The 12,039-nt window shown below is 46.1% G+C and carries 12 protein-coding genes; 6 read left to right on the top strand and 6 right to left on the bottom strand.

Features of this window, described 5'->3' with window-relative positions; translation table 11 throughout:
* Positions 1 to 743 (top strand): IS66 family transposase (tnpC, locus tag AB4585_RS14675; RefSeq protein ID WP_372051694.1); only part of this gene is annotated, 743 nt, incomplete at its 5' end.
* Between the two features lie 256 nt (positions 744 to 999).
* On the opposite strand, the gene AB4585_RS14670 is transcribed toward tnpC, so the two are convergent.
* A complete protein-coding gene (locus tag AB4585_RS14670) occupies positions 1,000 to 1,497 on the bottom strand; it encodes an Rsd/AlgQ family anti-sigma factor (RefSeq protein WP_032546263.1) in 498 nt (165 codons plus the stop codon).
* Positions 1,498 to 1,662: 165 nt separating this feature from the next.
* Here AB4585_RS14670 and nudC point away from each other — a divergent pair, with 165 nt between their 5' ends.
* Both nudC and hemE read left to right on the top strand, forming a co-directional pair.
* Complete coding sequence (nudC, locus tag AB4585_RS14665) at positions 1,663 to 2,472, top strand: NAD(+) diphosphatase (RefSeq protein WP_017060529.1); 810 nt, start codon at positions 1,663 to 1,665, stop codon at positions 2,470 to 2,472.
* A gap of 299 nt (positions 2,473 to 2,771) precedes the next feature.
* On the top strand, positions 2,772 to 3,839 hold the full coding sequence (hemE, locus tag AB4585_RS14660) for a uroporphyrinogen decarboxylase (RefSeq protein WP_017060530.1): 1,068 nt from the start codon (positions 2,772 to 2,774) through the stop codon (positions 3,837 to 3,839).
* Between the two features lie 104 nt (positions 3,840 to 3,943).
* Here the strand turns inward: hemE and AB4585_RS14655 are convergent, their stop codons facing one another.
* Complete coding sequence (locus AB4585_RS14655; protein ID WP_372111773.1) at positions 3,944 to 4,537, bottom strand: uracil-DNA glycosylase family protein; 594 nt, start codon at positions 4,535 to 4,537, stop codon at positions 3,944 to 3,946.
* Complete coding sequence (locus AB4585_RS14650) at positions 4,537 to 5,463, bottom strand: D-2-hydroxyacid dehydrogenase (RefSeq protein WP_017063654.1); 927 nt, start codon at positions 5,461 to 5,463, stop codon at positions 4,537 to 4,539. Before AB4585_RS14650 ends, AB4585_RS14655 begins: the two co-directional genes overlap by 1 nt.
* 71 nt (positions 5,464 to 5,534) lie before the next feature.
* Here AB4585_RS14650 and AB4585_RS14645 point away from each other — a divergent pair, with 71 nt between their 5' ends.
* Complete coding sequence (locus AB4585_RS14645; RefSeq protein ID WP_017062699.1) at positions 5,535 to 6,122, top strand: YjaG family protein; 588 nt, start codon at positions 5,535 to 5,537, stop codon at positions 6,120 to 6,122.
* Positions 6,123 to 6,202: 80 nt separating this feature from the next.
* Here the strand turns inward: AB4585_RS14645 and AB4585_RS14640 are convergent, their stop codons facing one another.
* Positions 6,203 to 7,363, bottom strand: coding sequence for a CNNM domain-containing protein (locus AB4585_RS14640; protein ID WP_372154417.1), 1,161 nt, complete (start codon positions 7,361 to 7,363; stop codon positions 6,203 to 6,205).
* Positions 7,364 to 7,633: 270 nt separating this feature from the next.
* On the opposite strand from AB4585_RS14640, the gene hupA reads away from it, so the two are divergent.
* Together hupA and AB4585_RS14630 are read left to right on the top strand one after the other, a co-directional pair.
* The gene (hupA, locus tag AB4585_RS14635) at positions 7,634 to 7,906 is read left to right on the top strand and encodes a nucleoid-associated protein HU-alpha (protein WP_372170113.1); all 273 of its coding nucleotides are present in this window, start codon (positions 7,634 to 7,636) and stop codon (positions 7,904 to 7,906) included.
* Between the two features lie 47 nt (positions 7,907 to 7,953).
* Complete coding sequence (locus AB4585_RS14630) at positions 7,954 to 8,652, top strand: DUF1481 domain-containing protein (protein ID WP_017063655.1); 699 nt, start codon at positions 7,954 to 7,956, stop codon at positions 8,650 to 8,652.
* Between the two features lie 181 nt (positions 8,653 to 8,833).
* Here the strand turns inward: AB4585_RS14630 and purD are convergent, their stop codons facing one another.
* The gene (gene purD / locus AB4585_RS14625) at positions 8,834 to 10,123 is read right to left on the bottom strand and encodes a phosphoribosylamine--glycine ligase (protein ID WP_017062702.1); all 1,290 of its coding nucleotides are present in this window, start codon (positions 10,121 to 10,123) and stop codon (positions 8,834 to 8,836) included.
* 133 nt (positions 10,124 to 10,256) lie between these two features.
* Positions 10,257 to 11,864 (bottom strand): bifunctional phosphoribosylaminoimidazolecarboxamide formyltransferase/IMP cyclohydrolase, encoded by a 1,608-nt coding sequence (gene purH, locus AB4585_RS14620; protein ID WP_065584281.1) that lies wholly within the window; start codon positions 11,862 to 11,864, stop codon positions 10,257 to 10,259.
* Positions 11,865 to 12,039: the final 175 nt, after the last annotated feature.

Here is a 12,039-nt window from a genome sequence, read left to right as displayed (position 1 = left end):
AGTGTTATATGTGGCTCTACTGCTCAGGCGCTGACTCACCCGAAGCGGCACTGCCGAATGTGAAAAATATTGCCTTGTACGACTATCAAAACAGTCGCGCGAGGGCGTGTCCCGTGGACTTTTTAGGTGACTACAACGGTTATCTACAAACCGATGGCTACGCGGCTTATGATGGTCTGCATCACGTCACCAATGTAGGGTGCTTAGCGCATGCTCGTCGCAAGTTCATGGATGCGAAGAAGCTTCAAGGGAAAGGTAAATCAGGCAAGGCTGATAAGGCGCTGGCTAAAATCCAAAAACTCTACGGGATAGAATCACGCTTAAAAGGTGCGCCTGCCCAAGAGCGAAAAGCAGAGCGTCAAGCGCTTGCCAAGCCGATACTGGATGAGCTTTACCAATGGATGACAACCCAGAAGGTGATAGGCTCTAGCCCACTAGGCAAAGCGATAAAATATACGCTTGGGCAGTGGTCAAAGCTTATTCGTTATATCGACGATGGTCACTTATCTATTGATAATAATCGCGCTGAACGCGCAATTAAACCACTGGTCATTGGCAGGAAGAACTGGCTGTTCTCTAACACACCAAACGGTGCTGATGCGAGCGCGATGCTTTACAGCATCATCGAGACCGCGAAAGCCAACGGTCTTATCCTCTACGACTACATGGTCAAGTGCATGAAAGAGCTGGCGAAAGCTGAGCCTGATATCGACGCACTCCTGCCTTGGAACTTCAAACACTGACAAGTCGCCTCGTGGGTTCATGGGGCGGATACTATCTAGCTGGTGAGGTTGGATTTATGTCCTGAAGAGTGCTCTTTGAGGCCAGTAAGATAAAGGGTAGAGATGACTAGGCTGATTAGGGCTGTAACCATATGCTTATGGCTAAAGGTCAGGGCGAGCGAGTAAGCTCTGTCTGAAAGGTTCTGGGTAGTTTGGATAACCTTACAGACAAAACAAAAAGCTTGCACAGAGGCAAGCTTATTAAGGATTCGGCTAACTAAGCGCCTGGTGGAATCGCTAAACTGTCTGCAATAAGCTGGATAAGATTATCTTCTACTTCAAAACGTAGTTCGAGTAGTTCACCTACTTTGGACATATCTCCTTCGAAGTTAGGCAACTCATCGTCTGCATTTACTTTAACGTACTTATCATTGAATTCTAGAAGCGGCTCGGTTGTAAGTACGATCTTCGCGTAAGTTGTATCAATCTCGTCATTGGTTTTAAAGCCTGTTGCTTGCCATTTTTTCATGACCATATCGTAGATCTTAAAATGACCCTCTGAGATATAATCGACAACATGATCACAGAATGAGCTTATTTCTTTAGGGGAAGGGAGTTCAACAACGTTTGATTGCCCGTTGCTAGCTGGCTGCAAGGCACCTAGCTTACAATACTCAACGATTAGAGACTGTCGAGTTTCGAGCCAATGATCGATGACCTCATTAGAGCCACCCCATTGTTCTTGTATTTGTTTGAATTTATTTAGCATGACCATGTCCTCATGATCTGATCACAACCTTGTGATCAAGTAATTGCCTAAGCAGGGTCCGTTTTATTGGTAGCTACTAAAAGTAATAGCTTGAAATATTCTCTGCTACAACTCTAGTATGAAATTAGATTGCCAGTAAAATGAACGAACTGCAAGCAATGAGGCATAGGGATGTTAAAAAAAAGTGATAACAAAATGACAGAGCAAGCTTATTGGTGCGTCGTTTCTGGTAGTGATATTTGGGTTAATAATGATCAGTTTCCGTTTGGCTCTGCTGAAGAGCTTGGGCTGAGTGTGGAGCATGCAATCTGTATTGGTCAGCATCAAGGTCGCAAGGTGTATTGGCTCAACGATTGTGATGTGGAGAATGAGCTGAGCATGGTCAGCCTAAGAGAGTTACTGCACTGGCCTGAAGTGAGTTTCTTGACTGCAAGCAAAGCCATCCAATATGGGCATATGACTCAAAGTATGCGTTTTTGCCCTCAGTGTGGTGGTCGAAATCATCTCAACCATAACCAGGTGGCGATGCAGTGTGGAGATTGCCGCACACTTCATTATCCTCGTATCTTCCCGTGCATCATTGTCGCTGTACGAAACGACAACAAGATATTGCTTGCGCAGCACCCAAGACATAAGACAGGTATGTATACCGTGATAGCGGGCTTCCTAGAGGTCGGAGAGACCTTAGAGCAGTGTGTGGCAAGAGAAGTCAAAGAAGAAACGGGTATCGACGTCGATAATATTCGTTATTTTGGCAGCCAGCCATGGGCGTTTCCATCGAGTATGATGATGGGCTTTCTCGCAGATTATGCTGGTGGTACGCTCAAGCCTGACTACAGCGAGCTATCGGATGCTCAATGGTTTGACGTAACAAGCCTGCCTGATGTTGCTCCTGTTGGAACCATTGCGAGACAGTTGATTGAGAAAACCGTTGATGACGTGATGAAAGATGGTGTGACTGAGCAGATACTAGAGCACTAATTTGCCTGTGATAGTATTTGGCCTATGGGTGATCAAAAGCTAAAAAAAACCCTCCACAAGTGGAGGGGGTAAGTAAGATGTCGTTATGAGATGCTGAGTAGTGACTACTCAGATGTTATAATTGTAATTTTCGCTAGCGAACAAATTTTTAACATGCTCCCGTAATTGGGTGCAAATTAAGCATTGATTTAAAAGTTAATAACTTGATCTAGGTTGCAAAGCACAAAGCTTTTACCCTTCAATCAGTGTTAGAATACTTGCCATCAAAACTAGACAAGATTGAATTGGAATTTAACGGAATGACCGAATTAAAAAACGATCGCTATTTACGCGCACTTTTAAAACAGCCTGTTGATTACACACCGGTATGGATGATGCGCCAAGCTGGCCGCTATCTTCCTGAATACAAAGCAACGCGCGCTGAAGCGGGCGATTTCATGTCTTTGTGCAAAAACGCGGAACTGGCATCAGAAGTAACACTTCAACCTTTACGTCGTTTCCCGCTTGATGCGGCAATCTTGTTCTCAGACATCCTAACTATCCCTGATGCAATGGGCTTAGGTTTGTACTTTGAAACAGGTGAAGGTCCTAAGTTTGAGCGTCCTATCACGTGTAAAGCTGACGTAGAGAAGATTGGCCTACCTGATCCAGAAGGCGAGCTTCAATACGTAATGAATGCCGTTCGTCAGATCCGTAAAGACCTGAAAGGCGAAGTGCCACTGATTGGTTTCTCTGGTAGCCCATGGACTCTAGCGACATACATGGTTGAAGGTGGAAGCTCTAAAGCATTCACTAAGATCAAGAAGATGATGTACGCAGAACCACAAACGCTGCACCTGCTTCTAGACAAGCTGGCTGACAGTGTTATTGAATACTTGAACGCGCAAATTAAAGCGGGTGCTCAATCGGTAATGGTATTTGATACATGGGGTGGTGTACTGACTCCTCGTGACTACAACCTATTCTCACTGCAATACATGCACAAAATCGTTGATGGCCTAATCCGTGAAAACGAAGGTCGTCGAGTACCGGTTACTCTGTTCACTAAGAACGGTGGCATGTGGCTTGAGTCTATCGCAGCAACAGGTTGTGATGCGGTTGGTCTAGACTGGACAATCAACATCGCAGATGCAAAAGCTCGCATCGGCGACAAAGTTGCTCTGCAAGGTAACATGGATCCTTCAATGCTTTACGCTCAGCCTGAACGTATTCGCGAAGAAGTGGGCAGCATCCTTGAAGGCTTCGGCGACGGTGGTACAGGTCATGTATTTAACCTAGGCCACGGTATCCACTTAGATGTACCGCCAGAGAACGCTGGTGTATTCGTTGACGCTGTTCACGAATTGTCTAAGCCTTACCACAAGTAATTCTGAGTAAGATTATTGAAAGCGCTGTTGGGAAACCAACAGCGCTTTTTTTATTGCCTGAAATTGGCATTTGATGGCGGTTTAATCTTGTTGTGTGCAGTTAATTAGGTATTTGGATCATGGTAGGCCAAATGCTCAGAGATGTGTTTCCTGATATAAGGAATGACTTCACTTTCAAACCAAGGGTTCTTCTTGAGCCAGATATTATTGCGTGGCGAAGGGTGGGGTAATGGCAAAAACTCAGGCGCCCACCGTTGCCAATCACGCACGGTTTCGGTCAATGTGCTGGTGGTCTTGTTTGTTAGGTAATGGTTTTGTGCGTACTGGCCAATCAGCAGTGTCATTTGAATATTGGGTAGAGATTGCAGTACTTTGTTATGCCAAAGCTCCGCGCACTCTTTGCGTGGTGGAAGATCACCACTTTTCCCTTTCCCCGGATAACAAAACCCCATAGGCACAATCGCGACTTTTTGCTCGTCGTAAAAAGTATCGCTATCTATCCCTAACCATCCTCTTAATCGTTCGCCACTCGCGTCATTCCAAGGGGTCGACGACTCATGCACCTTGATACCCGGCGCTTGACCTATGATCAGCAAGCGCGCGTTTGGATGCGCTTGAATCACCGGGTTAGCACCGTGTGATAGGTGAGGCTCACAAGCTCGGCATTGTCGAATCTCTTTAAGTAACGAAGAGGACATCAGTAACCTTTATCAAAATCGATGACATGATTAAGTGTAAAGCCATCTCGCCACTGTTTGTAATTCTCTGCGAAGATCTCGACTACTTGTCTTGGCTCACTGAGTGCAGCGATGTGTGGAGTGATGGTGACTTGCGGTAGTTTCCAGAAAGGATGTTCCTGAGAGAGGGGTTCACTTTCAAACACATCTAAAAATGCGTGTTCTACCCATCTGTTTTTTATGGCGAGCAACAAGGCTTTATTGTCGATGCTTTCCCCTCGACCGACATTAAACAGCAACACATTAGAGCAGTAACCTAACGTGGTTTGGTTCAACAGCTGATAGGTTTCAGCGGTTGATGGCAAGGTGTTGACCACAATATCGGCCTGCTTAAGGGCAGCCTCTATCTCATTGATGTGGAAAGTCTCTTTAAAGGTTTCTTGTTTGGATGGGATGCCGGTACGGTTGACACCTATGGTATGAATACCAAAAGCCGCCGCGGTTTTTGCCAAATGACTGCCGATTGAACCTGTTCCTAAAATCACCATAGTTTTGTCAGTTAGGCTAGTATAAAGCTGTGGCTGCCAGTTTCGTTGTTGTTGATGCTGGTGGTAATGAGGGAAGTGTCTACAGTGACTGATTGTGTAACCCAATACGTATTCTGCGATAGCCGGACCAAAGATGCCTTTGACGTTGGTTAGCGTATAGTCCTGACGCAGATCTGGCTGAGTGAGTTTATTGATTCCGGCATAGGTACTCTGTACCCAGTCTAGCTCTTTAAACTCGCCGAGGCGCTCTGCGATTAGAGGTGGTGACGCCAAGACAATCTGTGCTGATTTGGGGTTTTGAGTGATTTCTAGGTCGGGTAAATCCTGGTTTAGAATCAGTTGCGTATAGGTATCGTCATGCTCAGTAAGAATATAGAGCTTATTCGTAAAATTGTTCATCGGCTTACCTTTTCCCCCCAGGGTTTATCAAGTACACTTTCGCTGTCTTTTTCTGCAATTATTGAGTGACTATGCTTCAGAATCCACTGCAGGTTCGTCTTGAAAAGTTAGAACCTTGGCAACAAATTACCTTTATGGCGTGTCTATGTGAGCGTATGTACCCTAACTATGCCATGTTTTGTGAGAATACAGAATTTGCGGAAGCTCGAATCTATCGTGATGTTTTGGATAGCATTTGGGAAATCCTGACGGTTAAAACAGCAAAGGTGAACTTTGAGCGTCAACTTGAGAAGGTTGAAGAGCTATTCCCTAGCGGTGATGATTTTGATTTTTATGGTGTTTACCCAGCAATGGACGCATGCCAAGGCCTAGCAACGCTAATTCATGGTCTGCTTGACCGTGAACATATGTTGGAAGCGGTAATTAAAGTGAGTCAACAATCGGTGAAGACGGTTGCTGAGCTTGAGTTTGCTCAAGGCGCTGAAGAAGTGACGAACGAAAACCAGAAAGAAAACGAAGCGGTGTGTGAAGAGTGGGACGTTCAGTGGGCCATTTTCCGACCTCTACGTGAAACGACTGAGCGTGACTTAGAGCTGATCAAAGACCTACGCCACGAACTGCGTGAAGACCCAGTCAGTAACATTGGTGTTGCGCTATAATTCGCAATTGCACCAAGGTACGAATAAAAACAAAGGCTCCCTAGGGAGCCTTTGTGGTATCTGACGGTATCAAATTGAGATTAAGCGTCTTTTTTGTCTTCGTTCTGCACTTTGTCTTTTGATGCGTCGTCGTCATTCGTTGATTTTGCATCTGAAGAGTCGTTGTCTGCTGGAGTTTCTTCCTCGTCCTCGTCATCGCGGTTTTCGATAACACCGTGTGTCTCTTTCCACTTCTCCCAGCGTTGGAACGCCAGTTCTTGCATGTCAGTCGTCTTATCCGCTTCGTCGACAATCTCTTCGCCCACTAGGTGCTCAAAGATGTCTTCTAGGGTGATGATGCCCTGAATAGTGCCGTATTCGTCCACAACTAAAGACAGTTGCAGGCGGTTTGCCATCATCTGGTCAAAGGCCTTAGCCAAGCCCATGTTGTTCAGCAACACGTGGATAGGGCGCATTACTTCACCCAAAGCTTTCTCACCACAACCGGCTTGCTGCAATCTAAACAGCTCTAAGCGGTGAACAAAACCGATGATGTTGTCACTCTGCTCGCTGTAAACCAGCGGACGTGAGAATGGCGTGTCTTTATGTTGTTCTAGGAACGTATTCACACTCATTTCCGCATCAACACGGAATACCACTGGGCGCGGCGTCATTACCTGAGTCACGGGTACATCTTGAATACCCAGTAGGTTGCTCAGGATTTTTGACTCGCCTTCTGCAAATTCACCGCTCTCTTTTGCCAAAATCGCCATTGCAGATAACTCATCACGCATTTTTGGTGCTTGGTGGCCACGAGCAAGACGTTTGGTGATCTGTTCTGAGAACCATACAAACGGTGTTAGGAAGAACACCATCCAACGAAGCACGCTTGCCGAAGCAGGAGCAAGTTGACGCCAGTAGGTTGCACCAATGGTTTTTGGAACAATCTCAGATAATACCAAGATACCTAGCGTTAGCACGGCAGAGAAGACACCTAACCATTGGCTACCAAAAACGACAGCCGCTTGTGCACCTGCTGTCGCAGCACCGATAGTATGGGCGATGGTGTTGAGCGTTAAAATTGACGCAAGCGGGCGGTCAATATCTGTTTTCAGTTTGTCTAAAGACTCTGCTGCAGGGTGCCCATTTTGTTTTAGTTGAGCAATGTAGCTCGGACTAATACTCAAAAGTACAGCTTCCAAAACAGAACAAATGAAAGAAACTCCAATAGCAATGGAGACGTAAATAGATAGCAGCAGCATGTTTGCCCTTAAATTAAATTGTACGCTTTAGCAGCGATTCAGCGTGGATTATAGTGAAAAAGTAGTGGCTAGGTCATCATTAATTTTGCTCTCAGCCCCTTTTAAACAAGGGCTTGCTTAATAAAATCAGTAACAAATTGTGAGTTATTACTCATATTATGGCTAAAACTACGGCATTAGAGCTAAAGATCGACGACAAACCTTTGCCAGATGGGGCATTTATGTTTTAGAGTGAATTGAATTCAAAAATACAAAGAAGGGAAACCTAAAATGAACAAGACTCAATTAATCGACTTTATTGCTGAAAAAGCGGACCTTTCTAAAGCACAAGCTAAAGCTGCTCTAGAAGCGACTCTTGGCGGTGTTACAGATGCTCTTAAAGATGGCGATCAAGTTCAGCTAATTGGTTTTGGTACTTTTAAAGTAAACCACCGTGCAGCTCGCACTGGTCGTAACCCAAAAACTGGTGATGAGATCCAAATCGCTGCTGCAAATGTTCCAGCATTTGTTGCAGGTAAAGCGCTGAAAGATTTAGTGAAATAATCTAAACTGTACCGAGGTAGTCGTATTCCACCTCGGTACAGGTTTTTATGAAAAAAGCATTTCTTCTCGTTTCACTATTATCTACATTTCTTATTGGCTGTTCTTCAACAAGCCCTCGCAAAAACCTAGAGCAATTTGAAACTCACACTGGCGGCCAAGTCATGGGCGACGCGACGAGTTTCTACTGGGTTACAAACAAGCTAACACAACCTCATACTTCAGCTGACTACGTCACTGTCGGCGATTACGGCTGGTACCAAACTGATTATGCTTGGTCAGAAGGCGTGCTTCGTGAATTCATTCGTGAAGGCGAGCAGCGTAACTCTTCTAATGAGCTGGTTCCCTATCGAGTCCATGTGCGTTTCAATAAGTCAGGCGAAGCTGTGTATCAACAGTATCGTATTGATAGCAAAATCTTACCTATCCAAGCCAAGCAGCTTGAAAACTATCAGAAAGAAGCGACGTCGGTTCTAGAGACCACAACGAAGCAGCATGATGAAGGGCTTAGGCTGATTCAGGGTTACTGGAATGGCAGCTCTTTTAAAACGTGCGCTGGTGGTGAGTTTGATCGCATTGAATTTAACCAGACCTTGCCAGGCTTCGTGATTGACCGATTGGCGTCTGTGGAAAGCTATGCGGCGTTTCTTGGCAGTGATTCACTGGGTAAGATGAGCGTGGAAGAGTTACTGATGCTGGCTGAAGACAGCCATGATTGTGTCGTTAGGCCATCATTGTTGAAAGAATAGCGAGTAATCAAAGGATTGAGAGTATTTGGCCTACTGTAGGCCAAGTGCCTATTTGTCTGTACAAATACAGATTCTTGTGTAAATGAGATAATAAAAGGCGCCTATTGAGGCGCCTTTTTCTGTTATTCACTTGCTGTCATTTGCTTACTGTTATTGGAAAGTAAGCGAGCAACAAGATTGTTTACTGCTCTTGTTCGCGCGCAATCGCACGGTAACCAATATCATTGCGGTGGAACATACCATTCCAGCTAACTTGCTTCGTCAACGCGTAAGCGCGCTCTTGAGCCTCAGAAACCGTATTGCCCAGTGCTGTTGCACAAAGTACACGACCGCCGTTTGTCACAACGTCGCCAGCTTCATTATTTGTCGTACCCGCGTGGAAAACCTTTTGGCCTTCAACTTCGCTTGTTGGTAGTGAAATAACGTCACCTTTTGCGTAGTCAGCAGGGTAACCGCCAGCCGCAAGAACAACACCGATAGAAGCGCGTGGATCCCACTTCGATTCTGCTTCGTCGAGCTTCTCGTCGATAGCCATTAGGCAAAGTTCAACAAGGTCTGACTCCATACGCATCATGATAGGTTGCGTTTCAGGGTCGCCAAAGCGGCAGTTGTATTCGATAACTTTAGGTGTGCCGTCAGCATCGATCATTAGGCCAGCGTAAAGGAAACCTGTGTAAGGTGCGCCTTCTGCGTCCATACCACGTACCGTTGGGTAGATAACTTCCTCAAGGATACGGTTGTGGATTTCTGGAGTTACAACCGGCGCAGGAGAGTAAGCACCCATGCCGCCCGTGTTTGGCCCAGTGTCTTTGTCGCCAACACGTTTGTGATCTTGGCTGGTGGCCATAGGAAGCACGCTAGAGCCGTCAACCATTACGATGAAGCTTGCTTCTTCGCCTTCGAGGAACTCTTCGATAACAACGCGGCTGCCTGCTTCGCCAAAGGCGTTGCCCGCTAGCATGTCTTTGATTGCGTCTTCTGCTTCTTCAAGGGTCATCGCAACGATAACGCCTTTACCTGCCGCAAGACCGTCAGCTTTCACTACGATAGGAGCGCCTTGCTCGCGAACGTAAGCGATAGCTGGCTCAATCTCAGTGAAGTTTGAGTAGTAACCTGTTGGGATATCATGACGAGCTAGGAAGTCTTTAGTGAATGCTTTAGAGCCTTCAAGCTGTGCTGCAGCTTGAGTAGGGCCGAAGATTGGCAAACCTACTTCGCGGAATGCATCAACCACACCGATAACCAATGGTGCTTCAGGGCCCACGATAGTCAGTTCGATTTTTTTATCTTGAGCAAACGCGACTAAACCAGCGATGTCTTCAACGCCGATGTTTACGTTCTCTAGTTTTGGCTCAAGTGCAGTACCTGCGTTACCTGGAGCGATGAATACTGTTTCAACGTTTGGGTTTTGTGCTGCTTTCCAACCTAGTGCATGCTCACGACCGCCAGCACCAATAATCAATACATTCATGTTTTAAACCTTCAATCAAAATTGATAGTAGTAGAACTAAAAAATGTCTGAGCAACACTAAATGATAGTGTTGCTCATCTCGGAGCGCAGCGTTCTCGTTTCCCGTAGCGAAGCGCTCTCGTATCTTTTCTTTCTAGTGGCGGAAGTGACGCATGCCCGTAAAGATCATCGCCATGCCGTGTTCGTCTGCTGCTGCGATAACTTCGTCATCACGCATAGAGCCGCCCGGTTGGATAACACACTTGATGCCAGCCTCTGCAGCCGCGTCGATACCGTCACGGAATGGGAAGAATGCATCTGATGCCATCACACAGCCTTCAACCTGTAGACCTTCGTCTGCAGCTTTGATGCCTGCGATTTTCGCAGAGTAAACGCGGCTCATTTGGCCAGCGCCAACACCAATTGTCATGTCGCCTTTCGAGTAAACGATAGCGTTAGATTTAACGTATTTCGCTACTTTCCAGCAGAATAGAGCATCTTTCAATTCTTCAGCTGTAGGTTGGCGCTTAGAAACCACTTTAAGGTCATCTTCAGACACCATGCCTTGGTCGCGGTCTTGAACTAGCAAACCACCGTTAACGCGTTTAACGTCAAAGCCAGTTGTCTTCGTTGTCCACTCACCACACTCAAGTAGGCGAAGGTTTTTCTTAGCCGCTACGATTGCTACTGCTTCAGCAGAAACTGATGGTGCAATGATAACTTCAACGAATTGACGCTCAGTGATAGCCGTTGCTGTTGCAGCGTCTAGCTCACGGTTGAAAGCGATGATGCCGCCAAATGCAGACGTTGGGTCTGTTTTGAATGCACGGTCGTAAGCTTCTAGGATGTCTTCACCTAGTGCAACACCACATGGGTTAGCGTGCTTAACGATCACACATGCTGGCTGGTCGAACTCTTTCACACACTCAAGTGCTGCGTCGGTGTCAGCGATGTTGTTGTAAGAAAGGGCTTTACCTTGAATCTGGCGAGCTGTAGAAACTGATGCTTCTTCAGGGTTTGCTTCAACGTAGAATGCGGCTGCCTGGTGGCTGTTCTCACCGTAGCGCATGTCTTGCTTTTTCTCGAACTGTTGGTTGAACGTGCGAGGGAATTTGCTCTTGTTTTCAGGAGAAGGTTCGTCACCTTCTTTGTTCTCACCGTAAGATGGAACCATAGTGCCGAAGTAGTTTGCGATCATGCCGTCGTAAGAAGCGGTGTGCTCGAATGCTGCGATAGCGAGGTCGAAGCGAGTCTCTAGTGTTAGAGATTTATCGTTCGCGTCCATTTCAGCGACAACGCGCTCGTAGTCGTGTGCGTTAACAACGATCGTTACGTCTTTGTGGTTTTTCGCTGCAGAGCGAACCATTGTAGGGCCGCCGATGTCGATGTTCTCAACAGCATCAGCAAGGGTACAACCTTCTTTAGCAACGGTTTCTGCGAATGGGTATAGGTTTACAACAACCATATCGATAGGGTTGATACCGTGAGTTTCCATCACGTCATCATCTTGGCCACGACGGCCTAGAACACCACCATGAACTTTTGGGTGCAGAGTCTTAACACGGCCATCCATCATTTCTGGGAAACCAGTGTAGTCAGATACTTCTGTAACAGAGATGCCTTTTTCAGCAAGCAGGCGAGCAGTGCCACCGGTAGATAGGATATCTACACCACGGTTAGCAAGAGCTTGTGCAAATTCAACGATACCAGTTTTGTCTGATACGCTGATTAGAGCGCGGCGAATTGGACGAGCGTTATTCATGCTTCCATCTTCCTCAAATTCATGGGGTTAAAATAAAGATATTTGCCAAAAAAGAACTTGTTTCTATCTTCTTAGCGTGGATTATCTTAGATACCAGTAAGAGATAAAATATTGGCCAGTTTTGGTAAAGACCTTTTGGGTTAGTCTTATGATTAAGCTATAAGATAACCAACTC

Source organism: Vibrio sp. 10N.222.49.C9 (assembly GCF_041474985.1).
GTDB lineage: Bacteria > Pseudomonadota > Gammaproteobacteria > Enterobacterales > Vibrionaceae > Vibrio > Vibrio crassostreae_C.
The sequence above is the reverse complement of the archived record's forward strand: the minus strand, read 5'-3'. Positions and strand labels throughout refer to the sequence as shown.

Coding starts and splice junctions, on each gene's coding strand:
- AB4585_RS14670 (WP_032546263.1), bottom strand. CDS start 1,497: ATGGTCATGCTAAATAAATTCAAACAAATACAAGAACAATGGGGTGGC.
- nudC (WP_017060529.1), top strand. CDS start 1,663: ATGTTAAAAAAAAGTGATAACAAAATGACAGAGCAAGCTTATTGGTGC.
- hemE (WP_017060530.1), top strand. CDS start 2,772: ATGACCGAATTAAAAAACGATCGCTATTTACGCGCACTTTTAAAACAG.
- AB4585_RS14655 (WP_372111773.1), bottom strand. CDS start 4,537: ATGTCCTCTTCGTTACTTAAAGAGATTCGACAATGCCGAGCTTGTGAG.
- AB4585_RS14650 (WP_017063654.1), bottom strand. CDS start 5,463: ATGAACAATTTTACGAATAAGCTCTATATTCTTACTGAGCATGACGAT.
- AB4585_RS14645 (WP_017062699.1), top strand. CDS start 5,535: ATGCTTCAGAATCCACTGCAGGTTCGTCTTGAAAAGTTAGAACCTTGG.
- AB4585_RS14640 (WP_372154417.1), bottom strand. CDS start 7,363: ATGCTGCTGCTATCTATTTACGTCTCCATTGCTATTGGAGTTTCTTTC.
- hupA (WP_372170113.1), top strand. CDS start 7,634: ATGAACAAGACTCAATTAATCGACTTTATTGCTGAAAAAGCGGACCTT.
- AB4585_RS14630 (WP_017063655.1), top strand. CDS start 7,954: ATGAAAAAAGCATTTCTTCTCGTTTCACTATTATCTACATTTCTTATT.
- purD (WP_017062702.1), bottom strand. CDS start 10,123: ATGAATGTATTGATTATTGGTGCTGGCGGTCGTGAGCATGCACTAGGT.
- purH (WP_065584281.1), bottom strand. CDS start 11,864: ATGAATAACGCTCGTCCAATTCGCCGCGCTCTAATCAGCGTATCAGAC.